The following is a 25,015-nucleotide window of genomic DNA, read 5'->3' on the forward strand; positions in this document are numbered from 1 at the left end:
ACGGGTGACCGATGACCGAACGACCGACCGCTACGCCGAGTGGGGCGGCCATGTCTTGTTCGCGATCCTGCTCGCGGTCGGCGTCGCGAAGTCATGGGTACAGACGCCGTCGGTGCCGACTCTCGTCGGTGCCGCAGCGCTCGCCGCGTGGTACGTCGTCGGTGCCGTCTCGTCGGCGCGCGGCCACCGCGATCGCGCCGGCTGGTGGGTCGTGGTTCTCCTGGTCGGCTGGATCGGGCTGGTGGCGCTCTCCGACGACTTCGTTTGGCTCGCCTTCGTCCTGGCGATTCTGTGCTGGCGGTTCCTCCCGCGGATTCCGGCCGCGGCGTGCGCTGTGGTGATCACCGTGGTCTCGGTCGTCGGGGTGTGGGCGGACTCCGGGTTCACCGTCGGCGGCGTGATCGGTCCGACGATCGGCATCGCGACGGCCGTCGCCGTCACCGAAGCGTTCCACCGGATCACCGGAATGGTCGCCGAACGCGACCGACTCGTCGACGAACTGGTCTCGACGCGCGACGAGCTCGCGGCCCAGCAGCGTGAGGCAGGCGTCCTCGCCGAACGGGACCGCCTCGGCGGCGAGATCCACGACGGCGTCGGACAGTATCTGACCAGCATCATCATGCTCCTGCGCGCCGATCAGCCCGCGGCCGCCCTGGACGCCGCGCAGGCCGCGCTCACCGAGTCGCGCCGGTTTCTCGACGGTATCGACGCTCCGGCGCCCGCGGGCGGTCTGTCGCAGTCGCTCGCCCAGCAGACGGCCGCTCTCACCGCGGACGGACTGCCGACGGTGTTCGCCGAGCACGGCGACCGGGTGGACCTGTCCGCCGAAGTACAGCTCGCCCTGTGGCGTACCGCGCAGGAGGCGCTGCTCAACGTGCAGCGCCATGCCTCGGCGTCGTCGGCGACCGTGACGTTGACGCGGCTGCCCGGCGAGGTGCACTTGGACGTCATCGACGACGGCGTCGGCATCGACGCCGCACGGATCGGCGCCGGGTTCGGATTGCGCGCCATGCGGGCGCGTCTGCACCAGTGCCGCGGCGAACTGGTGCTGGACTCGACACCCGGCGGAGGAACCACCGTCCACGCCCGGATTCCCCTGGAGGACGCCCGATGATCCGGGTCTTGATCGTCGACGACCACCCGGTGGTCCGAGCGGGGCTCCGGGCGGTGTTGGGCACCGCCGAGGACATCGAAGTCGTGGCCGAGGCCGGGTCGGCGGCCGACGCCGTCGACACCGCGACCGGTCTGGCGTTGGACGTAGTGCTGATGGACCTGCGGCTGCACGGCGCGGACCCGACGGCCGACGGCATCTACGCGACGCAGGCGATCCGGGAGCTCGCTGATCCGCCGAACATCCTCATCCTCACCACCTATCAGTCGGACGTGGACATCGTGCGCGCGGTGGACGCGGGCGCCGTCGGCTACCTGTTGAAAGACACGGCACCCGACGTGCTGATCGCCGCGATCCGCTCCGCCGCCGGCGGCGAGACGGTGCTGGGTCCGGCGATCGCCGCCCGGCTGATGTCGCGCGTGGCCTCCCCGAACACCGCGCTCACCGGTCGCGAACTCGAGATCGTCGAGCAGCTCGCGGACGGGGGCACCAATCGCGAGATCGCCCGCAGGCTCGTGATCTCGGAGGCGACCGTGAAGTCGCACCTGGTGCACATCTTCGACAAGCTCGGTGTCAACAGTCGCACCAAGGTGATCGCCGCCGCTCGCGAGCGCGGACTGATCGGCTGACCAGGCGTCGACCGACCTCGGCCGGAGCCTGCGTCACCCGAGCGCGGTGGCCACCGCGTCCACATAGGCGTCCAGCCTGCGGGCCGCATGTCCTTGAGCCGCCAGGGAGATCGTCACGCGGTCGCCGATCCCGTGCACACCGTGGGTCAGTCCGTGGATCGGGGACAACGCGGGAAAGCCTGCGGTGAACAGGACCGCGCCGCCGCCCAGCGTCAGGTCGGCCGGGCCGCGGCTCACCGACGAGACGACTGTCGCACCGGCGACCTGTATCGGGAGCGGTGCCCGGTCCGCCAGTCGCACCGCGAGAGATTCGAGGACCGCGGGGGTGAGCGCTGCGGCACGACGGGCCGTCCGCCGAGCGGCGTGATCGTCACGGCGACGGGCGGCGTCCAGTTGGTCCGCGATCGCTCGGGCCCGGTCGGCGGGACCGAGATCGGCGCGCAGGTCCACTCCGACGGTGTGGAAGTTGTTGCGCTGTCCGGCGGTCGGCGCGCGCGCCACCGTCACTTCTGCGACCACCCGCCCGTCGGCGGTGGCGCCGTCGAACCGGCCGAGCACATCAGCCAATCCCGCCAGCACCGCCACGGTGACCGACGGCGCGCGACGACGCAGACCGTCGCGGTCCACCGTGACGGTGCGGAGCGTCGCCGGTCCGTCGTCCGGCAGGTTGAGTGCGGTCGGCTCGATGGCGGGCACACCGGACGACGGTTCCTCCACGCGCCACGCGGCGAGTCCGACAGCCGTCGCCGCAACCAGTCGAGGAACGGTGAGCGCTGCGCCGAGTCCTGCCACGACGCCCGACGGGACCGGCCGCGGCCGCGGCAGCACATCGGGGGCACCGTCGGCCAGCAGCCTCCGGGCGATGGCCGAGACCCGGCGGCCGTCACCCAGCGCATGCGAGATCTGCAGCACCACGACCCTCGCCGCGCCCGCGGCGCCGGGCACCCCGGTCAGCGGGCCGAACAGGTGGACCCGCCACAGGGACTCGGGGTCGCGAGCCCCCGGCGCCATCAACTCCGAGACCGTCGCCAGAACGTCGTCCCAGTGGTCGACGTCGTGCTGCCGCCATTGGTCGTCGACGATCGGGGCGTGCATCCACCGCGGGTACGCGAGGTCGCCGACGGTCCGCTCGATGCCGAGGTGCAGGTCGACGATGTGCGCGGCACGCGCGCGGAGCTCGGTCATCGGATCACCCGCATGTCCGGCCGAGCATGCGAATGCGTACAGCAGGAACTGGTCGTTGGGCGCGTGCAGCGATCGCCAATACATCCCCGCGTCGGGTCCGCTCAGGGCGCCGCCCCCGGTCCTCGATCCCGCCACGCCCGTCATGGTAGGACGATCACGACGGGCATCACTGCTCAGCCGAAGATCGCGCGCGAGCCCCGGTAGTACTCCAGCGGGACGGTCTTGGTGTTTCCGACGGCCGCGGAGAACGGGACGCGGACGATGTCGGTGCCGCGCAGCGCCACCATCTGCCCCCAGTCCCGGTCAGCGACCAGATCGCTGACCGCCTGCCCGAAGCGGGTGCCGAGGACCCGGTCCCACGCACTCGGGACGCCGCCGCGCTGAATGTGGCCGAGCACCGTCGCACGGGTCTCGATGCCGGTGTGCTCCTCGATGAGCGGTGCCAGCAGCTCCGCGATGCCGCCGAGTCGCGGACGGTTGAAACCGTCCATCCCCTTGTGCGAGTGCGCCTGGTCCATGTCGGGGAACCGGAAGCCCTCCGCCACGACGACCATCGGTGAACGACCGCGATCGCGGACGCTGGTGACCCACTCGCAGATCTGATCCAGCGACTCGGGCTGTTCGGGGATCAGGATGGCGTGGGCGCCCGCCGCGACGCCGGCGTACATCGCGATCCATCCCGCATGCCGCCCCATCACCTCCAGAACCATGCAGCGTTTGTGTGAGTTGCCGGTGGTGCGCAGCCGGTCGACGGCCTCGGTCGCGATCTCGACCGCGGTGTTGAAACCGAAGGTGTAATCGGTGGCCTCGAGATCGTTGTCGATGGTCTTCGGGACGCCGACGACCGGGATGCCGTCGCCCAGCAGTCGGTTGGCCGCGGCCATGGTCCCGTCGCCGCCGATCGCGATGACGCCGTCGACGCCGAGTCGCTCCAGCGACGCCCGCATGGCGGCAGCGCCGCCGTCGGGCTCGACGTACGGGCCGAACCGGCTGGTGCCGAGGATCGTGCCGCCCTGCTGCGAGATGCCGCGCACCACACTGCGATCGAGGTCCATCGCATCGCCGTACACCAGCCCTCGGAAGCCGTCGCGGAAGCCGACGTACTCGTGGTCGTAGACGCCGGTGCCCTGCAGGACTGTCCCGCGGATCACCGCGTTGAGTCCCGGACAGTCTCCGCCGGACGTCAGAATGCCGAAACGCGCCATGAGGGATCCGGACCTTTCGCCAGGTGTGCATGTACCCGATCAATCACAACACGAACCGTGCGCATCGGCATCGTTCCAACGCATCTCACACTGCGGGCGGCCGTGACGGTCGGCCCCGCACAGCCGCTCAGCGCCTACTTCAGTCCGTTCTCGTAGGCGAAGACGACCGCCTGGGCGCGATCGCGCAGCCCGAGCTTGGTCAGCATGTTGCTCACGTGCGTCTTGACCGTCTGCTCCGAGACGAACAACTCCTTCGCGATCTCCGCGTTCGACTTCCCGTCGGCGACGGTGGAGAGCACCTCCAGCTCGCGGGGAGTCAGCACCGACGCGGCCGACGTGGCCGGGCGTGCCGCCCGCGCCGTCACCTGCTCGATGAGCCGCTTGGTCACCGATGGCGCCAGCAGTGCGTCACCGGCGGCGACCACGCGCACCGCCCGGACCAGCTCGTCGGCCGGCGCGTCTTTCAGCAAGAAGCCCGACGCCCCGATCCGCAGCGCGGAGTACACGTAGTCGTCGATGTCGAACGTGGTGAGCATCAGCACCCTGGTGGGCAGGCCCGCGGAGATGATCTGCTCGGCGGCCCACAGCCCGTCGCGCCGCGGCATCCGCACATCCATCAGCACGACGTCGGGCTGCAGCCGCTTGCACTGATCCACGGCGACGATGCCGTCTTCCGCGTCGCCGAGAACCGAGATCCCGTCGGCCGCCCCGAGCAGCGCAGCGAAGCCGGCCCGAACCATGGCTTGGTCGTCGGCGATCAGCACAGTTGTCGACACGCAGTTCAGCCTAGCGTCATGGGCAGTTCGGCTCGGACCGCGAAACCGCCGTCGGCGCGGGGATCGGCGATGACCGCTCCGCCGACCGCGTTCGCGCGCTCGGTCATCCCGACGATGCCGTGACCGCCACCGCGGTGGTCGCCGACGATCTCGGTGGCGGCGTCGTTGTCGATGCACAGTCGCAGGGTCTGCGGCGGGTCGTCGACCGCCATGAGTCGCACCGTCACCGTCGAACCGGGCGCGTGCCGGGTGGCATTGGTGACCGACTCCTGCACGATGCGGTAGGCCACGGCGCCGACCGTCGGCGCGACGGCGTCGTGATCGACGGTGTCGTCGAGCGTCACCCGCACGCCGACGGCGCGGACGCCCGCGATCAGTTCGGCGATGTCGGCGAGCCCCTGCACCGGCCGCAGTGGGGCGGGCTCGCCGTCGTGCGGACGGAGAACGCCGAGGAGTTGCCGGACCTCGTCGAGCGATTCCCGCGCGGCGTCGGCGATGCCGTCGAACTCGTTCTTCGCGCCCGGGCCGACCGTCTCTGCGACGTCGGCTGCGGCGAGACGGTAGGGGGCGGTCTGCGCCATGACGACGATCATCGACATGCGGTGGGCGACGATGTCGTGCAGATCGCGGGCGATCCGTGACCGTTCGGCGAGCACGGCCTCCCGCGCCCGGAGCACCTCGGTCTGCTCGGTCTGCTCGGCGATCTCACGGCGCGAGCTGGAACGGTAGCGCAGAAAGGCGACGCTGATCGTCACCACGGCCAGGGCGAACGTCCAGCCGATGAGGGCGTCGAACTCGATTCCGACGACGAAGGCTCCGGCCGTCGCGATCGCCACCACCGGCAGCCGGTTCAGCGGCTGCGTGAGCAAAGCCGCTGCCGTCATCGCCAACAGCGCCAGGAACAGGGGAATCGGCATCCGCCACGGACCGTCGTTCGGGATCAAGGAGGCGACGGCCGCGGTGATGACGGTCAGTCCCCACCCCGCGCGGACCGGCCCCTCACCGAAGAAGACCACGGCGATGCCGCCGCAACCGAGCAGCGCGAACGCAGGCAGCAGGTACGCGGGGATCGACGTCGTGTCGCCCAGGACCGGCCAGCACACGGCGATCATCGTGATGGCGGCGACGGCCGCCAACCAGTTGCGCTGGTGCGACAGGTACCGGTGCAGCGTCGGATCCGGGATCCGAGCGATCCAGGCGCGGTACGGCACTCTTGCCAGTTGTCGGAACTTCACATGTCGACCCTAGGATCTCGGTCCCGGGCTGCGCCTCCCCCACAGGGACCAGATCGGCCTCGTCCAAGCGAGGGAGCCACGGCGTTCGGCTGGTCCCGCAGGTCCGGTACCAGTCGGTCAGTTCGGCCGATCCGGAGCGGCACTCGCCGCTCCTAGCGTTCTCTGCATGCCCACGAAAACGCCTCTCACCAGTTGGTTCATCCGTCTCGGCATCGGTCTCACCCTGGCTGTCGGGGTCCTCGGACTGCTGCCGATCAGCGCTGCGCTCGCGGTCGGCTCGACCGCCGCAGTGCCTGCGCGACCGGCCACGTCGGCCGAGCTCGCCATCGCGGCCTTGGTGAGCGATCACCCGGTCGACGCCCTCGCCGCGCTCCCCGACGACTTCGCCGTTCGGCTCGGCTACGTTCCGACCGTCGTGGACGGCCGACCGCTGAATCCCCGCGGCGACTGCTCCTCGCCGATCCCGCTCCCGAGCCGGTTCACCGACGCGTGCCGAGCGCACGACCTCGGGTACGACCTCCTGCGCTACGCGGACGCCACCGGCCGTCCCGCCGGCAGTTGGGCCCGACCTGCGCTCGACGCGAAGTTGATCGACGACATGCACGCCACCTGCGACGACGCCGCGTGCGACGCGGCCGCTCAGACCGCGCGAATCGGGTTGGCGATGAACACGTGGCGGCAGCGGTCGGGCCCGCCCGTACCGGAGTCGGATGCGCGGATCGTCACCACGTACTTGACCCGCACCCTCGAAGCCGTGAGTCTGCGATGACCGCCGCAGCCGTCTTCCGGATTCGTCCCGCCGTCGCGATCGGCGCCCTGGTCGGCCGACTGCTCGCGTTGGCGCCGGGTGCGATGCCGCGCTCGATGCTCGTCGCGACCGCCGCCGGAGTGTTGCTGACGCTCGTCGGCATGGGTGTCGGCGCACTCGTCGGCGCCGTCCTCGACTCTCGACGAGATCGCGTGCGTCGGCACCGGGCGCAGCCGGTCTCCGGGACGGTGCTCGCCGCAGGCCTGCTGGCGGTCGGGGTCGCTCTCGGCATCGCGGTCCGCCACGAAGTGGAGATTCGTGCAGCGACCGGAGCCGCTCCCATCGGTGTCGGCTGGGTGGTGACCGTGACGGCGGTCCCCCTGCTCGCCGCCGTCGCCGCGGTGATCGTCCGCCCGCGGACCTGGGCGGCGCTCGGGCTCGCCGGTGTGATCGCGGTGACCGCACTGCAGGTGCCCGGCCCCGCTGCCGCCGCGCCGCCGGACGTCCCCGCCGGCCCCGCCATGCTGTACAGCCCGCTCACCGAACCGGGCTCGGTGGCCTCTCGCGCCGACCGGCTCGTGCAGCGGTGGGTCGACGACGGCGGGCTGGATCAGCGTGCCGTCGTGATCGCGGTCCCGACGGGGTCGGGCTGGGTGGATGCGGGCGCCGTCGAAGGCGTGCAGCGTCACTTCGCGGACTCGGTGCGCGTACTCGGCCTGCAGTACGACGACGTCGCGTCGTGGAAGGCGTTCGTCTCCTCGCCGGACGCGGCGGGCAACAGCGCCAGTGCGCTCCTGGGCGCTGTCGACCGGCGGCTCGCCGCCGTGCCGCCCCAACAGCGGCCGCACGTGTATCTGATCGGACAGAGTCTGGGCGCGGTCGGCGCCGACGCCGCGCGCCGGTGGGCCGCAGAGAACGGCGTTCACCTCGACGGCACGGTGCTGGCGGGTCCGCCGGCGAGCAGCATCGAACCACTCCCCGCCTGCGCGCCGCGGGTGGTTCTCGCCAATCGCGACGACCCGGTGACCGCGTTCAGCACCGCCCTGCTGTGGCGTCCCAACGACGACCGGCAGCGGGCGGGGACTCCGCCCTGGCTGCCGGTCGTGTCGTTGATCGGGACCGCACTCGACCTGCCCGGTGCGTTGGACGTGCCGACGGGCCACGGTCACCGCTACGGGGTGGAGCAGGGGCTGGCGATCGGCCGCCTGCCCGGCGGATGTCCCACCGCTGGTTGACCGCTCGCTGTCAGCCGATCGGCCCGCGCGCCGCCTCGTAGGCGGCGCCGATCCGGTACAGGCGGTCGTCGCCGAACGCCGGTGCCATGAGTTGCAGCCCGACCGGAAGACCGTCGTCGGACGAGAGACCGGACGGAACCGACATCGCGGCGGTGCCCGCCAGATTGACCGGCAGGGTGCACAGGTCGAACAGGTACATCGACAGCGGGTCGTCGACCTTCTCGCCCAGCTTGAACGGCGTGGTCGGGGTGGTCGGCGAGATCAGGACGTCGACGTCGGCGTAGGCCTTGGCGAAATCCCGTGCGATCAGCGTGCGGACCTTCTGCGCCTGGCCGTAGAACGCGTCGTACGCGCCCGAGCTGAGTGCGTAGGTACCGATCATGATGCGACGCTTGACCTCCGGACCGAACCCGGCCTCGCGGGTGAGTGCCATCACCTCGTCGGCGCTGTGCGTGCCGTCGTCGCCGACGCGCAGGCCGTAGCGCATGGCGTCGAAGCGGGCCAGGTTGCTGGACACCTCCGATGGCAGGATCAGGTAGTAGGCGCCGAGCGCGTACGAGAAGTGCGGGCAGTCCACCTCGACGATGGTCGCGCCGAGGTCGGTGAGCTGCCGGCACGCCGCCTGGAACGAGGCGAGGACGCCGGGCTGATAGCCCTCTCCCTGCAACTGCTTGACGACACCGATGCGGACGCCGGACAGATCGCCGTTCGCACCGGTGCGTGCTGCGCCGACGACGTCGGGGATCGCCTGGTTGATGGACGTGGAGTCGCGGGCGTCGTGCCCGGCGATCACCTCGTGAAGCAGTGCCGTGTCGAGGACGGTACGACCGCACGGACCACCCTGATCCAGCGACGACGCGCAGGCGACGAGGCCGTAGCGCGAGACGGTGCCGTAGGTGGGCTTCACTCCGACGGTCGCGGTGACCGACGCGGGCTGGCGGATGGAGCCACCGGTGTCGGTGCCGATCGCGAGCGGAGCCTGATACGACGCGAGTGCCGCCGCGCTGCCGCCGCCGGAGCCACCGGGGATGCGGGTGACGTCCCACGGGTTGCGGGTCACCTGGTAGGCGGAGTTCTCAGTGGAGGACCCCATCGCGAACTCGTCCATGTTGGTCTTCCCGAGGATCGGGATGCCCGCCGCACGCAGTCGGGCGGTGACCGTCGCGTCGTACGGCGACATCCAGCCTTCGAGGATCTTGGAGCCGCACGTGGTGGGAGCGTCGACGGTGGTGAAGACATCCTTCAACGCGATCGGCACACCGGTGAGCGCCGACGGGGCCTCGCCCGCGGCGATGGCGGCGTCCGCGGCGGTCGCGGCGGCGAGGGACTCGTCGGCCCCGACGTGGAGGAACGCGCCGAGCTCACCGTCGATCTCGGCGATGCGGTCCAGGTGGGCCTGCGTCACCTCCACCGACGAGAGTTCCCGCGCGGCGATCTTGCGTGCGAGGTCGGCAGCGGACAGTCCGGTGATGTCACCGGCGGTACGGGTGTTGCTCATGCTCACTCCTCCCCCAGGATCTGCGGAACGGCGAACCGCTCCTGCTCCACGCGCGGCGCGCCGGACAGTGCTTGTTCGGCGGTCAGCGACGGCCGGACGACGTCCTCGCGCAGAACGTCGCGCAGGTCGGCGGGGTGCGCGGTCGGCGGCACGTCGTCGGCGGCCACCTCGGAGATCTGCGCGACGTGGCTCAAGATCGCGTCGAGCTGCGACGCGTAACGGTCGAGCTCGGCGTCGTCGAGTGCCAGTCGGGACAGCCGCGCCAGGTGCGCGACCTCGTCCCGGCTGATCGCCGGCTGGGAATCGGTGGACATCGTCGACCTCTCGCTCGCGGACTCGGCGCGGCAGGACCGCGCGAGTTCTCTTCGACAGTTGGGTTCGAGTACAGGATATGTGCTTGCTCCCGGCACAGTCCGGGCAGGGAGGGCGGCGAACCGGACCGCGGTCTCCGGTGGCCCGGACAGAGCGGAGGACGTAGTTTGGACGCATGATCATCGTCACCACCAACGAGCTGCCCGGTTACCAGATCGAGCACACATTCGGCGAGGTCTTCGGCCTCACCGTGCGCTCGCGTCACATCGGGTCGAACATCGGGGCCAGCTTCAAGGCGATGGCCGGTGGCGAGTTGCGCGGGATCACCGAACTGCTGCACGAGGCTCGGAACGAGGCGTTGAGCAGGCTCGCCGCCGAGGCGCAGGGTAAGGGAGCCAACGCCGTGGTCGCCTTCCGCTTCGAGACCAACGAGTACGCGGGTACCGGCGGTGTCGAGGTGTGCGCGTACGGCACGGCCGTCGGCGTCCGCCCGCTCCAGCCGCAGTCGCACTGACCCGCGGTGTCGTACCTTCTGCGGGTGCTGCTGAGTGACCGCCCCGGCAGCCTCGGCATGCTCGCCGTGCAACTGGGCGCGATCGGCGCCGACATCCGTTCCCTGGAGGTCGTCGAACGCGCCGAGGGCCAGGTGGTCGACGACATCGTCGTCGACCTCCCCAGCGGTGCGCTCCCGGACACCCTGATCACTGCCGCCGAGAAGGTGGCAGGCATCCGCGTCGATTCGCTGCGTCCGTTCGCGGGGGTCCTCGACACCCATCAGGAGCTGGAGCTCATCGACCTGGTCGCCGCCGGCGGCAAGGATCGGCTGCAGGTGCTGGCCGACAACGCTCCGCGCGTGCTGCGGGTGTCGTGGGCGTCGGTGATCTCGAAGCCGGGCGGCGACGTCCTGCGTCTGTTTGCCAGTTCCGGCGCGCCGGAGACACCGCTGGTCGACGCCGACTGGTTGCCGTTGGAGAAGGCACAGTCGCTCGATCCGGAGGCGGCGTGGGTGCCCCAGTCCTGGAAGGACATGGACACCCGGCTCGCCGCCGCACCGCTGGCCAACGGCAAGGCGCTGCTCCTCGGCCGCATCGGCGGCCCCGACTTCCGTCCCGCCGAGATCGCCCGCCTGGGGTACCTGGCAGGCATCATCTCGACGATGGCGAAGAAGACGACGACGACGAAAAAGAAGAAGTCGTAGGGCGTCCGATCAGCGACGGCTAGTCGTCCGACTCGGCATCGTCGTCGGCGGCGTCGCCGACCACGCCGTTCGCGAGCAGTTCCTTGAATCCGTCCTCGTCCAGGATCGGCACGCCCAACTCCTCCGCCTTGGCGGCCTTGCTGCCGGGTGAGTCGCCGATGACGACGTAGTCGGTCTTCTTCGAGACCGAGCCCGACGCTTTGCCGCCGCGCACGATGATCGCCTCTTTGGCGCCGTCCCGAGAGAAGTCGACGAGGGAGCCGGTGACCACCACCGTCTTGCCTTCGAGGGTCCGCTCGATGGAATCGTCGCGCTCGTCAGACATCGAGACCCCCGCGGCACGCCATTTGGCCACGATGTCGCGGTGCCAGTCGACCGAGAACCAGTCGTGCACGCTGGCGGCACGGGTGGGCCCGAGCCCGTCGACGTCGGCGAGTTCCTCGACGGAGGCGTTCTGAATGGTGTCGAGGTCGCCGAACGCGGTGGCGAGGGCTCGCGCCGGCGTGGGTCCGACGTGGCGGATCGAGAGGGCGACCAGCACCCGCCACAGCGGGACGTCCTTCGCTTTGTCGAGGTTCTGCAGGAAGCGTTTGCCGTTGGCCGACAGCGCGCCCGCCTTGGTGGTGTAGAGGTCGGTCTTGACGAGGTCGTCGGGAGTCAGCGAGAAGAGGTCCCCCTCGTCGGTGAGCACGCCGCTCGTCAGAAGCGCTTGTGCGCCTTCGTATCCGAGCGCTTCGATGTCGAAGGCTCCACGTCCGGCAAGGTAGAATAGCCGCTCGCGGAGTTGACCGGGGCACGACTGCTGGTTGGGGCAGCGGATGTCCTTGTCGCCCTCTTTCGCTGGCGCGAGTTCGGTCCCGCATTCGGGGCAGGTCGTGGGCATCACGAATTCTCGCTCGCTGCCGTCGCGCAGTTCGACGACGGGGCCGAGGACCTCGGGGATCACATCGCCGGCCTTGCGGATGGTGATGGTGTCTCCGATGAGGACGCCCTTGCGCTTCACCTCGAACCCGTTGTGAAGGGTGGCTCGCGCGACCGTCGAGCCGGCGACGAGGACCGGTTCCATCAGCGCCCACGGAGTCACCCGGCCGGTGCGCCCGACGCCGACCAGGATGTCGAGCAGCTTCGTGGTCACCTCCTCGGGCGGGTACTTGTAGGCGATGGCCCAGCGCGGTGCACGCGAGGTGGCGCCGAGGCGCCGCTCCAGCGTGACGTCGTCGACTTTCACCACCAAGCCGTCGATCTCATGCTCCACCGAGTGCCGGTTCTCGCCCCAGTAGTCGATCGTCGTCAGGATCTCGTCGGCGCCCTGAACCCGCTTGGTGTGCGTCGAGACCGGCAGCCCCCACTCCCCGAGCGCGACGTATGCGTCGTGCAACGACTCGGGCTTCCACCCGTCGATCTTGCCGATGCCGTGGCAGATCATCCGCAGGTGTCGTTGGGCGGTGATCTGCGGGTTCTTCTGTCGCAATGATCCGGCCGCGGAGTTGCGCGGGTTCGCGAACGGCGCCTTGCCGTCCTCGACCAGGGAGGCGTTGAGGTTCTTGAAGTCGTCGACGCGGAAGAAGACCTCACCGCGAACTTCGAGCAGCGCCGGAACGGGCCGCACTGAGTCGTCGAGCACATGCGGAACGTCGGTGATGGTCCGGGCGTTGAGGGTGACGTCCTCGCCGGTCCGACCGTCGCCGCGCGTCACGCCGCGCACCAGCTTGCCGTTCTCATACACCAGGGCCAGCGCGACGCCGTCGATCTTGAGTTCGCACAGGAACTCCGTGGACGCCCCGACCTCCTCGACCGTTCGGGAGACCCAGGAGCGCATCTCGTCGTGGTCGAAGACGTTGTCAAGCGACATCATCCGCTCGAGATGATCGACCGAGGCGAAGTCTGTCGAGAACCCACCGCCGACGAGTTTGGTCGGCGAGTCGGCGACAGCCAGTTCGGGGTGCGCGTCTTCCAGCGCCTGCAGATCACGGAGCAGCGTGTCGAACTCACCGTCGCTGATGACCGGTGCGTCTTGCACGTAGTAGCGGAACTGGTGTCCGCGCACCTCTTCGGCGAGTGCCGCCCAGTCGCGCGCTGGATCCGTGCTCTGCTCCCCCATGGCCGCCCCCGTGTTCTGTCCCTCAGCCTCACTCACCAGTTCAGATTAGCGGAGACATCCGACGTTCCGTGACGCGGAAAGCGCGCCTCCCACTACGCTTGACGGGCATGCCGCACCCGATCATGTTCTCCGACGACGACCCGATCCTCGCCCGGGTCCGGACCATCGCACTCGCGCTCCCGGAGGCGACCGAGAAGGTCGCGCACGGGCGTCCGACGTTCCGTTGCGGCAAGATGTTCGCGATGTACGGCGGCGGCGAGAAGGGCTCCAAGGTCCGCCGCGACACCGCCCTCCTCTTCATCCCCGACCCGGGCGAGCGGGAAGCGCTCGTCCAGGATCAGCGCTTCTTCGTCCCCGCCTACGTCGGGGCCTACGGGTGGCTCGGCATCGATCTCGCCGCCGACTCGGAGTGGGACGAGGTGGCCGAACTCCTCGACGCGAGTTTCCGACAGGTGGCGCCCAAGCGTGCGATCGCGGCGTTGGAGGAGAAATGACGCTTCTGCCGTTGATCAGGCCCCGCTCCGGGGCCTAATCAACGGCGGAGGCGAAGTCCGGGTCCGCGGCCAGACCCGACGCGACCTGCGACGACAGGGCAAGCGCGCGCGTCGCCCAGTCGGGGGTCGCTCCGGCGAGCCCGCAGGTCGGGGTGACGAGCAGATTGTCGCGCAGAGCGGCGCGCGGGAGCCCGATGCGGTCGATCAGTGCGGCAAGCTCGCGCGCGACGGGTTCCGCGTGGAGTGGCGCCGCGGGCTCGGAGGACGGGACCAGGCCCGCAGCGACCACGCCACCGCCGTCCAGGAACGTGCCGAGCGGGTCGTAGTCGACGGCAGGTCGCAGGTCGGTGACGTCCAACGAGAGAGCGATGCCGGACAACCGACTCGTCAGATCCCAGCGCGGTCGGTGGCACGAGTGGAGAAGCACCGGCACATCGAGCGCATCGATCATCGACTGCAGCAGTTCAGCGGCCTCCGGCGCCGGAATCGGCCGGATCGGATCGAGGCGGGTCAGCGGGGTGACCGTCCCGTCGATCACCCGGCCGGCGTCGGGCTCGTCGAGCTGGACGACGACGTCGGCGCCGAGCCGACGCCGCACGTCGGCCACATGCTCCCGCAGCCCCTCGGTGAGCGAGGCCGTCACGTCGCGCACCGCACCGCGATCTTTGACGATCTTGTGGCCGCCGCGCAGTTCGATGTGTGCGGAGAGGGTCAGCGGCCCGCAGGCCTGCACCTTCACCACACCGCCGCGGCGGTCGCTCGTCTCCCAGTGTTCTTCGATGGCGTCCAGGTCCCAGCGCAACCAGTCACGCGAGCGTCGGGTGGTCGAGTTCGGGTGGTCCACCAGCCGGTAGGTGCGGTGCACCATGTCGACGGGCAGATCCACCAACAGTGTGCCGGTGCGGCCGATCAGGTCCGCACCGACGCCACGCGCAGGCAGTTCGGGGAGGAACGGGAGGTCCACTTCGCCCGCAGCGATCCGCACCGCCTCACGCGGGTCGGTGCCCGGCATGGAACCGATGCCCGTGCCGACACCGGTCGGCAGACGGCGCAAGTCCTCGCTCACGCGTGCGACGCAGTGATGCGGCCGCATCCGATCACCCGGTCGCCGTTGGCCGCGTCAGGCGCATACAGCACCGCGGCCTGGCCGCGGGCCACGCCGCGCAGCGGTTCGCGCAGATCGATGCGCATGGTGCCGTCGGCGAGCGGCGACGCCACGGCCTGTGCCAGTCCGCCGTGCGCACGGACCTGTACCACGCATTCGACGGGGCTGTCGGGCGTCTCGCCCGAGGTCCACACCACCCGGTTCGCGCTGATGCTGCGGATGTCCAGGTCGTCGGCCGGCCCCACGGTCACGGTGCCGGACTCGGCGTCGATCCCGGTCACGTACCGAGGCTGCCCGTCTGCCGCGGGCGCCTCGATCCCGAGGCCCTTGCGCTGGCCGATGGTGAATCCGTGAACGCCTTCGTGCTCGGCAAGGGTGTCACCAGTCGTCGCGTCCACGACGGCGCCGGGCCGGATGCCGATCCGCGCGCCGAGGAAGGCGCGGGTATCGCCGGACGGGATGAAGCAGATGTCGTGCGAGTCGGGCTTGTTCGCCACCGCCAGGCCACGGCGCTCCGCCTCTTCACGGATCTGCGGTTTGGGTGTGTCACCGATCGGGAACATCGCGCGCGAGAGCTGTTCGTGATCGAGGACGGCGAGCACGTACGACTGGTCCTTGTCCTCATCCACCGCACGGCGCAGTTCACCGTCGTGCAGGCGTGCGTAATGGCCGGTCGCGAGGGCATCGAAGCCGAGTGCGACGGCGCGCTCGGCCAACGCGGAGAACTTGATCTTCTCGTTGCACGAGAGGCAGGGGTTCGGCGTCTCGCCCGCGGCGTACGCGGCGACGAACTCGTCGATCACGTCTTCCTTGAAGCGGTCGGCGAAGTCCCAGACGTAGAACGGGATCCCCAGCATGTCGGCGGCGCGGCGCGCATCATCGGCGTCCTCGCGGGAACAGCACCCGCGCGAGCCGGTGCGCAGCGCTCCCGGAGCCGTCGACAGTGCAAGGTGCACTCCGACGACGTCGTGCCCGGCTTCCACGGCGCGGGCGGCCGCGACCGCCGAGTCGACGCCGCCGCTCATCGCAGCAAGAACTCGCATCAGGACTCTCCTCCCGTTCGTGCTCGCGCCGCGGAGAGCAGGCCCGCGGCCCGGGCTCGGTCGACGACCTCGCCGATCACACCGGCGACGACGTCGACGTCATCGGCTGTGTTGTCGGGTCCGAGCGAGAACCGCAGCGATCCGCGTGCGGTCGCCGTGTCCAACCCCATGGCGAGTAGAACGTGGCTGGCGGCCGCGACACCCGCATTGCACGCCGATCCGGTGGAACATTCGACGCCCTTCGCGTCGAGCAGCATGAGCAGCGAATCACCCTCGCAGTTGTCGACCGACACATGCACGACGCCGGCGAGCGCTCGCGCCGGGTCCACCGCGTAGGCGCCGTTCAGGCTCACACCCGGAATCGAGGTGAGGACCCCCGCGAGGCGGTCGCGCAAAGCGCCGACGCGCGCGGTCACCTCGTCGAGTTCGGCGACGGCGGTGTGCAGCGCCGCCGCCATGCCTGCCGCCGATGCCACGGCCTGGGTCCCCGACCGGGTGTCGCGTTCGTGTCCGCCGCCGTGCAGGAGCGGCACGCAGGTCACGTCGCGGCCCAAGAACAGCGCGCCCATGCCCTGCGGACCGCCGAACTTGTGGGCGGCGATCGTCATCGCCGACAGCCCGCTCGCCGCATAGTCGACCGGCAGGTGCGCGGCCGCAGCGACGGCGTCCGAATGGACCGGGACCCCGTACTCGGCGCCGATCCTGGCGATCTCCGTGATGGGCTGCAGCGTCCCGACCTCGTTGTTGGCCCACATCACCGAGATCAACGCCACCTCGTCGGCGCGCTCGGCGAGCAGGGCGCGCACCGATTCGGGATCGACGGAACCGACGGCGTCGACCGGGAGCACCACCAGTTCGGCGTCGTGCTCGTCGGCCAGCCACTGGGCGGGGTCGAGGACCGCGTGATGCTCGACAGCGGAGGTCACGATGACGCGACGGCGACTGTCCTCACGGCGTCGCGCCAGGTAGATCCCCTTGATCGCGAGATTGTCGGCCTCGGTGCCACCGCCGGTGAAGATCACCTCGGACGGCCGGGCGCCCAGATCGCGGGCGATGGATTCCCGTGCCTCCTCGAGCATGCGGCGCGCCGCACGGCCGGTGCCATGCAACGACGACGGATTGCCCGGTTGCGTCCATGCTGCGGTCATCGCCGCGGCGGCTGCGGGAGCCAGCGCGGTGGAAGCGGCGTTGTCGAGGTAGACCGGCTGGCGCTGCCGGTTCGAAGGCACAGAAGACATGACTCAACCAGGATAGACACGCGACCGAACTTCTCCCACTCGAGCCGGTCGGGCAGCGTCTGATCAGGCGACGACGCGCTCGAGGCTCGCCGCCGGGAACTGCCCGGACAGGTCGACCGCCAGTTCCTGCAGAGCCGTCACCGGCTCGATCGGAGCGATCAGGTCTTGGGCGAGCGCAGCGAGGTGTCCGCGATCGCCCGCGGGCATCTGCAACTCGAACACCGTGACGGTGATCGTCAGGTCTCGGGAGCGGACGATCCGGTACAGCGTGGTGCCGATGGTGTCCTCGCCGAGAAAGCCCGGCATCGTCGTCCGGTGTCCGCGGTCTGTGTACGACAGCCGCACCGGAAGCACCGGCACGCCCGCGTCGATCGCGGCCTGGAAGAAGGCAGGCTTGAACCGCCCCGACGCGGTGCCGCACCACGTGGTCCCTTCCGGGAAGACGGCGACCGGGCGTCCGCGATCCAGAATGCCGCTCACCTGGTCGATCATCGGGCGGAGCCGACGGAGGTCGCCCCGCCGGTGCGGGAGGACGCCGAACAGTTTCGCGATGGGGCCGAAGCCACCCATCTGCAGGACCTCACGCTTGGCGACGAAGCGGGCGGGTGTGACGCAGCAGAGCGCGATGATGTCGAGGAAGGAGATGTGATTGGCGACCACGAGTGCGCCGCGGAGTCGGCGAGTGTCTCTGGGGCGGTGGTCGTCGATGTCGAGGACGACGCCCATCGTGCGGAGCGCCACTTTCGCACTGCCGCGCCAATACCCGTGCCGCGCCGGGCGTGGGAGCAGGATCGTCAGGACGCCCACGGCCAGCAGACCGAGGCCGACAGTGCCCAGGGCCGCGATCCGGACCGACGCCCGCAGCCGCGACACCGGCTCCACCCCGGTGTGCACGCAGTGCGGGCCGCACGGGCTCGCCGGAACCCAGATGCCCGCGTTCACGCTCGCCTCTCCCATGTCCGATCCTATTCGCCGGTGCCGAGTCGGGTCATCGCGCCGCGCAGACGGTCGACGTAGCGCTGGTCACCGTTGTACCGGTCGAGGACAGTGAGGAAGTCGCCGACGTCGAAGATCTCGTCGAAGGCGGGTTCACCGCACACCCGCGCGCCGAGTCGGACGTAGCCGCGCAGCAGCGCCGGAAGGCGGTTGGTCGCGGGCGGCTCCAACTCGTCGAGGGTCAGTCCGTCGACCAGGACCTCGTGGTACGGGTAGGCCCGCCACTGCGCGCGGTGCTGATCGCGGGTGAGGTCCCGGATGCCGCGGAGATCGCGGCCGCGGCCGATCGGCGACTCCAGCGGAACGGACACGCACCCCATCAGGTAGCGGTAGCTGTTCTCCTCCAGGTACCCGAGGATCGCAGCCCACAGCATCGCGGTGACCGAGCCGCTGCGGTGCTCGGCGTCGACGACGGCGCGACCCATCTCGACGGTCTCGCCGCGGATCTCGCCGAGGTCGGTGAGGTCGAACTCGTCTGCCGAGTACCAGCCGCCCGCAGCGATGGCGCGGGGCGGCGGAAGCACGCGGGCACAGCCGACGAGGTCGCCGGTCGGCAGATGACGCACCAGCATGTGCTCGCAGAACTCGTCGAACTCGTCGGCGTCGCGGCCGGTCGTCGCGTCGCCGATGGAGTCGGAGTAGCCGGGCTCGGTGTTGAAGACGTTGAAACGAAGACGCTGGGCGGCATCGATGTGGTCGGCGTGCTCGGAGACCGAGACCTCGTAGTCGCCGCCGGACAGGAGCACTCGGCGGGTCGTTGCTTTGGCGTTGCCGAAATCCATAACTGTCATGACTCGCAGTCAAGGCGGGCCATGCGACGACCCCGTCAATGCGACGTGTCGTGTCCGGGCACTCCGGGTTAATATCTTCGCCCGTCCGGTGCCCTCGTAAATGAATCCCCTCTGGCGCTCTAACTGGGCGTTAACGACGTGTTCTCGACGTATCGGGGATTCAAATACGGGAACGCCCCGCCGCGGGGAGCGGCGGGGCGTTTGGGGAGTGGGTGGTGCGGGGGCCGTTGGAGAGATTTCTACGAACCCCTCCTGATCTCGACCGACGCCTCGGCCTTCGGCCTCGGAGGTCGGCTCGATCTGTCGCTCCGCTCCATCCGCGTCACTTCCGCTTGTTGATCTCCTCGGTCAGCTGCGGGGCGACGTTGAAGAGGTCGCCGACCACACCGAAGTCGCTGATCTCGAAGATCGGGGCTTCCTCGTCCTTGTTGACGGCCACGATGGTCTTCGAGGTCTGCATGCCCGCGCGGTGCTGGATGGCGCCCGAGATGCCCAGGGCGATGTACAGCTGCGGCGAGACGGTCTTGCCCGTCTGACCGACCTGGAACTGGCCGGGGTAGTAACCGGAGTCGACCGCGGCACGCGATGCGCCGACAGCGGCACCGAGCGAGTCCGCGAGGGCCTCGACGACCGAGAAGCTGTCGGCCGAGCCGACGCCACGGCCACCGGAGACGACGATCGAAGCCTCGGTGAGCTCCGGACGGTCGCCGCCGACGTTCGGCGCGAAGCCGGTGATCTTCACACCGCCTTCCTGGGCCGGGACCTCAACGTTGACGACCTCGCCCGCACCGGCGGCCGGAGCGGCCTCGACGCCACCCGGACGGACCGAGATGACCGGGGTGTCGCCGCCGGCCTGAGCGTCGACGGTGAACGCGCCACCGAAGATCGAGTGAACGCCTGCGCCGCCTTCCTTGACGTCGATGACGTCGGTCAGCAGGCCCGAGCCCAGACGCACGGCCAGGCGGCCGGCGATCTCCTTGCCGTCAGCGGTCGCCGCGACGAGGACGCCCGCGGCGCCGTTCGCCTCAGCCAGCTGCGACAGCACGTCGACGGTGGGGGTGACGAGGTAGTTCGCCACGTCGTCCGACTCGGCGACGTAGATCTTCTCGGCGCCGGCCGCGGTGAGATCGGCGGTGATGCCTGCAGCGGAGCCGGGCTTGCCGACGACGACTGCCGACGGGGCGCCCAGGGCGCGAGCGGCGGTGATGAGCTCGGAGGTGACCTTCTTCAGCCCACCGTCGGCATCCTGCTCAACGAGCACGAGTACTTCAGCCATGATTGTTCTCCTGAATGTCTTTGGGTTCGCCAGTGGAAGTGGGCGCGATCAGATGATCTTCGCTGCGGCCAGGTACTCGGCGACCTTGGTGCCGCCGTCGCCCTCGTCGGTGACGCGCTCGCCGGCGGTCTTCTCCGCCTTCGGGGTCACACCGGTGACCGTGCTGCCCGCGTTGGCGAGGCCGACAGTGTCGGCGTCGACACCGATCTCGGCCAGGGTCAGCACAGCGACTTCCTTCTTCTTTGCGGCCATGATGCCCTTGAAGGACGGGAAGCGCGGCTCGTTGATCTTCTCGTTGACCGAGACGATCGCGGGCAGCGATGCCTCGATGTTGAAGATGCCCTCGTCGGTCTCACGCTCACCGCGCAGGGTCTCACCGTCGATCTCCAGCTTGCGCAGGTGAGTCAGGTGCGGCAGTTCCAGGTACTCGGCGATCATGGCCGGCACGGCACCGCTGCGGCCGTCGGTGGCCTCATTGCCTGCGATGACCATTTCAACGCCCTCGACGGTGCCCAGGGCGGAAGCCAGAACGTAGGCGGTCTGAACCGCGTCGCTGCCGTGCATCAGGTCGTCCTTAATGTGGATCGCCTTGTCGGCGCCCATCGACAGCGCCTTGCGGATGGCATCGGTGGCGCGCTCGGGACCCACGCAGAGGAGGGTCACCTCGCCCCCGTTGGCTTCCTTGATCTGCAGCGCCTCTTCCACAGCACGCTCGTTGATCTCATCGAGCACTGCGTCAGCGGCTTCCCGGTCGAGCGTGAAGTCGCCATCGGCGAGCTTGCGCTCGGACCACGTGTCGGGAACCTGCTTGATCAGAACGACAATATTCGTCATGGGTCTTCGTCGACCTCCTGCATCGGGTTCGGCAACTTACCGGCCGGTAAGGCCATGGGTCATTCCCCACTTTAGCGGCTGGCGTCTACGGCGAGAACATGGCACCGATCACTTGCCGCATGGCAGCGAGCGTCGACGTATGCCTTACAGTCAGCACGATGACCGATAACCAGCCGACGCAACCGGAATCCGATGCGCACACCGACCAGCTCGTGCTGACCGGTGAACGAACCGTACCCGGAATCGACGCCGAGAACTACTGGTTCCGCCGACACGAGGTGGCCTACGAGCACATCCTCGACCGCTGCGCGGGCGTCGACGTCCTCGAAGCCGGATCCGGCGAGGGTTACGGGGCGTCCATGCTCGCAACGCGCGCGAAGTCTGTGACCTGCGTCGACTACGACGAGCAGGCCGTCGCGCACACGCGGCACCGCTACCCGGAACTGATCGTCCACCAGGGCAATCTGATCGACCTGCCGCTGGCCGATGGATCGGTCGACGTCGTCGTCAACTTCCAGGTGATCGAGCATCTGTGGGATCAGAGCGCCTTCGTCGCCGAATGCCATCGGGTGCTGCGTCCCGGCGGCGTGCTGCTGATGAGCACCCCCAACCGCATCACCTTCTCCCCCGGTCGCGACACCCCGTTGAACCCCTTCCATACACGTGAATTGAACGCACGGGAGATGACCGAGCTGCTGACCGGGCCGGACGAATCATCGGGCTTCCACGTCCCTCAGATGCTGGGCGTCTTCCACGGCGCGGCCCTGCGTTCCCTGGACGAGAAGTGGGGCGGGTCGATCATCGACGCGCAGATCGAGCGCGCGCTCGCAGGCGAACCGTGGCCCGACGACCTGACCGCCGACGTCGCCGCCGTCACGACCGCCGACTTCGACATCGTGTCGTCCGACGACGCCGACATCGACGCCAGCCTCGATTTGTTCGCGGTGGCCGTCCGACGCTGATGGCTGTCGAGAAGATTCCCGGCCAGTTCACCCTGGTACTGCATTCCCACCTGCCGTGGCTGGCCAATCACGGTCGCTGGCCGGTCGGCGAGGAATGGCTGTACCAGTCGTGGGCGCACTGCTACCAGCCGGTGTTCGCCGCGCTGCGCCGCCTGGCCGACGACGGGTTCACCGATGTGCTCTCGCTGGGCATCACGCCGGTCCTGTCCGCCCAGCTCGACGACCCGCACTGCGGCACATCCATGTACGAGTGGCTCGCCGACTGGCAGCTGCGCGCGATGGAGGCGGCGACGTCGACCGATCCCGATCGACGCCGCATGGGCCATCGCGAGTTCCGGTCGGCGGCGACGGCTCTGCATGACTTCGAGACCCAGTGGCGGCACGGCGGCAGCCCGCAGATCCGACCGCTCATCTCCTCCGGGGTCATCGAACTGCTCGGCGGCCCCCTCGCCCACCCCTTCCAGCCGCTGCTCGACGAGCGGCTGCGTCGCCTCTCCCTCAGTGAGGGGCTCGCCGACGCGACGCTGCGCTGGGGCACCCGGCCCACCGGCATCTGGGCCCCCGAATGCGCCTACACCCCCGGCATGGAACGCGAGTATCAGGAGGCCGGCGTCGGCCACTTCATGGTCGACGGGCCCACCCTCCACGGCGACACCGCGTTGGGTCGTCCGGTCGGCGACACCGACGTCGTCGCCTTCGGTCGCGACCTGACCGTCAGTTACCGCGTGTGGTCGCCGAAGTCCGGCTATCCCGGGCACGCGAACTACCGCGACTTTCACACCTACGACCACCAGACCGGCTTCAAACCTGTGCGCGTCACCGGCAAAAACGTGCCGAGTGAGAATAAGAAGCCCTACGACCCGTCGCTCGTCGACCCGGTCATCGACAAGCACGTCGACGACTTCATCGGGTGCATCCGGGACCGCTTGGTCTCCGAGTCGGAGCGGATCGGTCGGCCCGCGCACGTCGTCGCCGCGTTCGACACCGAGTTGTACGGCCACTGGTGGTACGAGGGTCCCATCTGGCTGGAACGACTGATGCGACGACTGCCCGAGGCGGGCATCACCGTCGGATCCCTCGCGACCGCCCGCGCCGAGGGCTACGTCGGCCAGCCGGTCGAGCTGCAGGACTCGTCGTGGGGTTCCGGCAAGGACTGGCGAGTGTGGGAGGGCCCGCAGGTGCAGCACCTGGTTCAGTTGAATCGCGAGGTCACCGGCACTGCGCTCGACTCGCTCGACAAGCGGCTCGCCGGGAGCAGTGGACGCGACGCGGTGGCCGACCAGATCCTGCGCGAGACGCTGATGACCGTGCAGTCCGACTGGCCGTTCATGATCTCGAAGGACACCGCGGCCGGGTACGCGCAGGACCGTGCCTACAAACACGCCCACGCCACACGCGAGATCTGCGCGGCGTCGGATGCGGGGAAAGACGGTCGGACGGCGCAGTTGGCCGCCGGATGGCGACGCGCCGACAATCTGTTCGGCGCCCTGGACGCTCGACGGCTCCCGGGCCGGGAAGGCGGATTCTGATGCGCGTGCTGGTGGTCTCGTGGGAGTACCCGCCCGTCGTGGTCGGCGGACTCGGGCGCCACGTGCACCATCTGGCCGAGGCCGTCGCCGCCGAAGGGCACGAGGTGATCGTGCTGACCCGCCATCCGTCCGGCACCGACGCACTGACCCATCCCACCACCGACACCGTTGTCAACGGTGTTCGGGTCATCGCGGTCGCCGAGGATCCGCCCGCATTCGACTTCGGCGCCGACATGATGGCGTGGACCCTCGCGATGGGCCACGGCTTCGTCCGCGCCGGGCTCCGCATCCTGCGCGACGAGCCCGCCCCCGACGTCGTGCACGCGCACGACTGGTTGGTGGCGCACCCCGCGATCGCCCTGGCCGAGTACTTCGACGCTCCCCTCGTCTCCACGCTGCACGCCACCGAGGCAGGTCGACACAGCGGTTGGGTGGCCGGGCACATCAACCGGCAGGTGCACTCGGTGGAGTGGTGGCTCGCCAACGCCTCCGACGCGCTCATCACCTGCTCGGCGTCGATGCACGACGAGGTCGTGACGCTCTTCGGCCCCGATCTGCCGCCGATCTCCGTCATCCACAACGGCATCGACGTCGGGACTTGGAACTTCGTCGACCGCGCCGTCCGCATCGAACCGCCGCACCTGCTGTTCGCAGGCCGACTCGAGTACGAGAAGGGCATGCAGGATCTCCTCGAAGCTCTTCCCGCCATTCGCCGTGCTCACCCCGGCACCCACTTGACCGTCGCAGGCGACGGCACGCAGACGGCGTGGCTGCACGAGTTGGCGCACGAGCACGAGGTGACCGCGGCCGTCGACTTCGTCGGCAAGAAGGACCGCGAGGGGCTGATGGACCTGATGCATCGGTGCGATGCGATCGTCCTCCCGAGCCGGTACGAGCCGTTCGGCATCGTCGCTCTCGAAGCGGCGGCGACCGGGATCCCACTCATCACGTCGACGGCGGGTGGGCTCGGCGAAGCGGTCGCCGACGGTGAGACCGGTTGGACGTTCGAGCCATTCGACCCGGCCGGAATCGCCATCGCCGTCTGCGCCGCGCTCGACGACCCTGCCGCAGCCCAGGTCCGCGCCCGGTGCGGTCGGACCCGCTTGGGCGTGGAATTCACCTGGCAGGCCATCGCGGCCCGCACCGCCGAGGTGTACCAGGCGGCTCAACGCCGCCCCGATCGCCCGCTGGGCCGCCCGACGATCTCGATGCGCCCGATGCCCGAGCGAGACCCGTCGAAGGACGTGTAGCAACACCACCGGCGCCTCCCTCGCCACGGCTGGCATGTGTCCAGCGATCGTAGGAACGACGATATCCGTCGACTCTGACAGTACCGTGTTCTATCACGTGAATCGAACACTTGTTTTCTTTAGATGTGGTCTATATCATAGTAGGTACAGCTTCATCGGGATGACTGGAAGGTCGTCTCGTGTTGTTTGAGAATTTCATAGCCGTCGCGCACAGGCGACACGGACTGCTTCCGTAGCAAGGGGCTTTAAGGGGTGGTCGGTGGG

The 25,015-nt window shown here is 69.4% G+C and carries 24 protein-coding genes; 10 read left to right on the forward strand and 14 right to left on the reverse strand.

Going from position 1 to position 25,015, the window contains the following annotated elements:
• Positions 1 to 4: 4 nt before the first annotated feature.
• Entirely contained in the window at positions 5 to 1,114 is a 1,110-nt protein-coding gene (locus tag GH2_RS09210) for a sensor histidine kinase (protein ID WP_066166239.1), read from the forward strand.
• Positions 1,111 to 1,740: a response regulator gene (locus GH2_RS09215; protein WP_066166242.1), complete on the forward strand. Its 630-nt coding sequence runs from the start codon at positions 1,111 to 1,113 to the stop codon at positions 1,738 to 1,740. The genes GH2_RS09210 and GH2_RS09215 overlap by 4 nt, the downstream gene beginning before the upstream one ends.
• A gap of 33 nt (positions 1,741 to 1,773) precedes the next feature.
• Here the strand turns inward: GH2_RS09215 and GH2_RS09220 are convergent, their stop codons facing one another.
• The 4 genes from GH2_RS09220 to GH2_RS09235 all read right to left on the reverse strand — a co-directional run bounded on the left by GH2_RS09220 (position 1,774) and on the right by GH2_RS09235 (position 6,141).
• Positions 1,774 to 3,060, reverse strand: coding sequence for a WS/DGAT domain-containing protein (locus GH2_RS09220; protein WP_244885349.1), 1,287 nt, complete (start codon positions 3,058 to 3,060; stop codon positions 1,774 to 1,776).
• A 38-nt stretch (positions 3,061 to 3,098) separates the two neighbouring features.
• Positions 3,099 to 4,130: an ATP-dependent 6-phosphofructokinase gene (locus tag GH2_RS09225; protein ID WP_066166247.1), complete on the reverse strand. Its 1,032-nt coding sequence runs from the start codon at positions 4,128 to 4,130 to the stop codon at positions 3,099 to 3,101.
• A 134-nt stretch (positions 4,131 to 4,264) separates the two neighbouring features.
• Positions 4,265 to 4,906: a LuxR C-terminal-related transcriptional regulator gene (locus tag GH2_RS09230; RefSeq protein ID WP_084247402.1), complete on the reverse strand. Its 642-nt coding sequence runs from the start codon at positions 4,904 to 4,906 to the stop codon at positions 4,265 to 4,267.
• Between the two features lie 5 nt (positions 4,907 to 4,911).
• Positions 4,912 to 6,141 (reverse strand): sensor histidine kinase, encoded by a 1,230-nt coding sequence (locus GH2_RS09235; protein ID WP_066166250.1) that lies wholly within the window; start codon positions 6,139 to 6,141, stop codon positions 4,912 to 4,914.
• A gap of 166 nt (positions 6,142 to 6,307) precedes the next feature.
• Between GH2_RS09235 and GH2_RS09240 the strand changes: the two genes are divergently transcribed.
• Positions 6,308 to 6,910: a hypothetical protein gene (locus GH2_RS09240; RefSeq protein ID WP_066166253.1), complete on the forward strand. Its 603-nt coding sequence runs from the start codon at positions 6,308 to 6,310 to the stop codon at positions 6,908 to 6,910.
• Positions 6,907 to 8,124, forward strand: a complete 1,218-nt coding sequence (locus GH2_RS09245) for an alpha/beta-hydrolase family protein (RefSeq protein WP_066166255.1) — start codon at positions 6,907 to 6,909, stop codon at positions 8,122 to 8,124. The genes GH2_RS09240 and GH2_RS09245 overlap by 4 nt, the downstream gene beginning before the upstream one ends.
• A gap of 10 nt (positions 8,125 to 8,134) precedes the next feature.
• Here GH2_RS09245 and gatA read toward each other — a convergent pair whose 3' ends face one another.
• Together gatA and gatC are read right to left on the reverse strand one after the other, a co-directional pair.
• Positions 8,135 to 9,622, reverse strand: a complete 1,488-nt coding sequence (gene gatA, locus GH2_RS09250) for an Asp-tRNA(Asn)/Glu-tRNA(Gln) amidotransferase subunit GatA (protein WP_066166257.1) — start codon at positions 9,620 to 9,622, stop codon at positions 8,135 to 8,137.
• 2 nt (positions 9,623 to 9,624) lie between these two features.
• Complete coding sequence (gene gatC / locus GH2_RS09255) at positions 9,625 to 9,936, reverse strand: Asp-tRNA(Asn)/Glu-tRNA(Gln) amidotransferase subunit GatC (RefSeq protein ID WP_066166259.1); 312 nt, start codon at positions 9,934 to 9,936, stop codon at positions 9,625 to 9,627.
• Between the two features lie 173 nt (positions 9,937 to 10,109).
• Here gatC and GH2_RS09260 point away from each other — a divergent pair, with 173 nt between their 5' ends.
• Together GH2_RS09260 and GH2_RS09265 are read left to right on the forward strand one after the other, a co-directional pair.
• A complete protein-coding gene (locus GH2_RS09260) occupies positions 10,110 to 10,448 on the forward strand; it encodes a YbjQ family protein (RefSeq protein ID WP_066166261.1) in 339 nt (112 codons plus the stop codon).
• Between the two features lie 57 nt (positions 10,449 to 10,505).
• Positions 10,506 to 11,132, forward strand: a complete 627-nt coding sequence (locus GH2_RS09265) for an ACT domain-containing protein (RefSeq protein ID WP_157086052.1) — start codon at positions 10,506 to 10,508, stop codon at positions 11,130 to 11,132.
• A gap of 19 nt (positions 11,133 to 11,151) precedes the next feature.
• Here GH2_RS09265 and ligA read toward each other — a convergent pair whose 3' ends face one another.
• Positions 11,152 to 13,233 carry an NAD-dependent DNA ligase LigA gene (gene ligA / locus GH2_RS09270; RefSeq protein WP_066166266.1) on the reverse strand — a complete coding sequence of 694 codons (2,082 nt, stop codon included), beginning with the start codon at positions 13,231 to 13,233 and terminating at the stop codon, positions 11,152 to 11,154.
• 107 nt (positions 13,234 to 13,340) lie between these two features.
• Between ligA and GH2_RS09275 the strand changes: the two genes are divergently transcribed.
• Complete coding sequence (locus tag GH2_RS09275) at positions 13,341 to 13,727, forward strand: MmcQ/YjbR family DNA-binding protein (RefSeq protein ID WP_066166270.1); 387 nt, start codon at positions 13,341 to 13,343, stop codon at positions 13,725 to 13,727.
• Positions 13,728 to 13,761: 34 nt separating this feature from the next.
• Here the strand turns inward: GH2_RS09275 and GH2_RS09280 are convergent, their stop codons facing one another.
• From GH2_RS09280 to GH2_RS09310, 7 genes are all read right to left on the reverse strand, one after another.
• Entirely contained in the window at positions 13,762 to 14,820 is a 1,059-nt protein-coding gene (locus GH2_RS09280) for a uroporphyrinogen decarboxylase/cobalamine-independent methonine synthase family protein (RefSeq protein ID WP_066166273.1), read from the reverse strand.
• Positions 14,790 to 15,875 (reverse strand): tRNA 2-thiouridine(34) synthase MnmA, encoded by a 1,086-nt coding sequence (mnmA, locus tag GH2_RS09285; protein ID WP_066166276.1) that lies wholly within the window; start codon positions 15,873 to 15,875, stop codon positions 14,790 to 14,792. The genes GH2_RS09280 and mnmA overlap by 31 nt, the downstream gene beginning before the upstream one ends.
• Positions 15,875 to 17,113, reverse strand: coding sequence for a cysteine desulfurase family protein (locus tag GH2_RS09290; RefSeq protein ID WP_066166279.1), 1,239 nt, complete (start codon positions 17,111 to 17,113; stop codon positions 15,875 to 15,877). The genes mnmA and GH2_RS09290 overlap by 1 nt, the downstream gene beginning before the upstream one ends.
• 63 nt (positions 17,114 to 17,176) lie before the next feature.
• A complete protein-coding gene (locus GH2_RS09295; protein ID WP_084247403.1) occupies positions 17,177 to 18,070 on the reverse strand; it encodes a lysophospholipid acyltransferase family protein in 894 nt (297 codons plus the stop codon).
• Between the two features lie 8 nt (positions 18,071 to 18,078).
• A complete protein-coding gene (locus tag GH2_RS09300) occupies positions 18,079 to 18,900 on the reverse strand; it encodes a GNAT family N-acetyltransferase (RefSeq protein WP_066166282.1) in 822 nt (273 codons plus the stop codon).
• Positions 18,901 to 19,222: 322 nt separating this feature from the next.
• Positions 19,223 to 20,176 carry an electron transfer flavoprotein subunit alpha/FixB family protein gene (locus tag GH2_RS09305; RefSeq protein WP_066166285.1) on the reverse strand — a complete coding sequence of 318 codons (954 nt, stop codon included), beginning with the start codon at positions 20,174 to 20,176 and terminating at the stop codon, positions 19,223 to 19,225.
• Between the two features lie 48 nt (positions 20,177 to 20,224).
• Positions 20,225 to 21,010, reverse strand: a complete 786-nt coding sequence (locus tag GH2_RS09310) for an electron transfer flavoprotein subunit beta/FixA family protein (protein ID WP_066166291.1) — start codon at positions 21,008 to 21,010, stop codon at positions 20,225 to 20,227.
• A gap of 158 nt (positions 21,011 to 21,168) precedes the next feature.
• Between GH2_RS09310 and GH2_RS09315 the strand changes: the two genes are divergently transcribed.
• Genes GH2_RS09315 through GH2_RS09325 form a run of 3 tightly spaced genes read left to right on the forward strand, consistent with a single transcriptional unit; the run spans position 21,169 to position 24,751 of the window.
• Positions 21,169 to 21,972, forward strand: coding sequence for a class I SAM-dependent methyltransferase (locus tag GH2_RS09315; RefSeq protein ID WP_066166294.1), 804 nt, complete (start codon positions 21,169 to 21,171; stop codon positions 21,970 to 21,972).
• On the forward strand, positions 21,972 to 23,501 hold the full coding sequence (locus GH2_RS09320; protein WP_066166297.1) for a 1,4-alpha-glucan branching protein domain-containing protein: 1,530 nt from the start codon (positions 21,972 to 21,974) through the stop codon (positions 23,499 to 23,501). The genes GH2_RS09315 and GH2_RS09320 overlap by 1 nt, the downstream gene beginning before the upstream one ends.
• On the forward strand, positions 23,501 to 24,751 hold the full coding sequence (locus GH2_RS09325; RefSeq protein ID WP_066166303.1) for a glycosyltransferase family 4 protein: 1,251 nt from the start codon (positions 23,501 to 23,503) through the stop codon (positions 24,749 to 24,751). Before GH2_RS09320 ends, GH2_RS09325 begins: the two co-directional genes overlap by 1 nt.
• Positions 24,752 to 25,015: the final 264 nt, after the last annotated feature.

The sequence above is a fragment of the Gordonia hydrophobica NBRC 16057 genome (assembly GCF_001592365.1).
Taxonomy (GTDB): domain Bacteria; phylum Actinomycetota; class Actinomycetes; order Mycobacteriales; family Mycobacteriaceae; genus Gordonia; species Gordonia hydrophobica.

Excerpts from the sequence above, each read along its gene's own strand:
- GH2_RS09260 (WP_066166261.1), top strand. The coding sequence starts at position 10,110 with ATGATCATCGTCACCACCAACGAGCTGCCCGGTTACCAGATCGAGCAC.
- mnmA (WP_066166276.1), bottom strand. The coding sequence starts at position 15,875 with ATGCGAGTTCTTGCTGCGATGAGCGGCGGCGTCGACTCGGCGGTCGCG.
- GH2_RS09305 (WP_066166285.1), bottom strand. The coding sequence starts at position 20,176 with ATGGCTGAAGTACTCGTGCTCGTTGAGCAGGATGCCGACGGTGGGCTG.
- GH2_RS09265 (WP_157086052.1), top strand. The coding sequence starts at position 10,506 with ATGCTCGCCGTGCAACTGGGCGCGATCGGCGCCGACATCCGTTCCCTG.
- GH2_RS09315 (WP_066166294.1), top strand. The coding sequence starts at position 21,169 with ATGACCGATAACCAGCCGACGCAACCGGAATCCGATGCGCACACCGAC.
- GH2_RS09300 (WP_066166282.1), bottom strand. The coding sequence starts at position 18,900 with ATGACAGTTATGGATTTCGGCAACGCCAAAGCAACGACCCGCCGAGTG.
- GH2_RS09280 (WP_066166273.1), bottom strand. The coding sequence starts at position 14,820 with ATGCGGCCGCATCACTGCGTCGCACGCGTGAGCGAGGACTTGCGCCGT.
- GH2_RS09240 (WP_066166253.1), top strand. The coding sequence starts at position 6,308 with ATGCCCACGAAAACGCCTCTCACCAGTTGGTTCATCCGTCTCGGCATC.
- GH2_RS09295 (WP_084247403.1), bottom strand. The coding sequence starts at position 18,070 with ATGGGAGAGGCGAGCGTGAACGCGGGCATCTGGGTTCCGGCGAGCCCG.
- GH2_RS09310 (WP_066166291.1), bottom strand. The coding sequence starts at position 21,010 with ATGACGAATATTGTCGTTCTGATCAAGCAGGTTCCCGACACGTGGTCC.
- GH2_RS09275 (WP_066166270.1), top strand. The coding sequence starts at position 13,341 with ATGCCGCACCCGATCATGTTCTCCGACGACGACCCGATCCTCGCCCGG.
- GH2_RS09320 (WP_066166297.1), top strand. The coding sequence starts at position 21,972 with ATGGCTGTCGAGAAGATTCCCGGCCAGTTCACCCTGGTACTGCATTCC.
- GH2_RS09245 (WP_066166255.1), top strand. The coding sequence starts at position 6,907 with ATGACCGCCGCAGCCGTCTTCCGGATTCGTCCCGCCGTCGCGATCGGC.
- GH2_RS09215 (WP_066166242.1), top strand. The coding sequence starts at position 1,111 with ATGATCCGGGTCTTGATCGTCGACGACCACCCGGTGGTCCGAGCGGGG.
- ligA (WP_066166266.1), bottom strand. The coding sequence starts at position 13,233 with ATGGGGGAGCAGAGCACGGATCCAGCGCGCGACTGGGCGGCACTCGCC.
- GH2_RS09325 (WP_066166303.1), top strand. The coding sequence starts at position 23,501 with ATGCGCGTGCTGGTGGTCTCGTGGGAGTACCCGCCCGTCGTGGTCGGC.
- gatA (WP_066166257.1), bottom strand. The coding sequence starts at position 9,622 with ATGAGCAACACCCGTACCGCCGGTGACATCACCGGACTGTCCGCTGCC.
- gatC (WP_066166259.1), bottom strand. The coding sequence starts at position 9,936 with ATGTCCACCGATTCCCAGCCGGCGATCAGCCGGGACGAGGTCGCGCAC.
- GH2_RS09290 (WP_066166279.1), bottom strand. The coding sequence starts at position 17,113 with ATGTCTTCTGTGCCTTCGAACCGGCAGCGCCAGCCGGTCTACCTCGAC.
- GH2_RS09225 (WP_066166247.1), bottom strand. The coding sequence starts at position 4,130 with ATGGCGCGTTTCGGCATTCTGACGTCCGGCGGAGACTGTCCGGGACTC.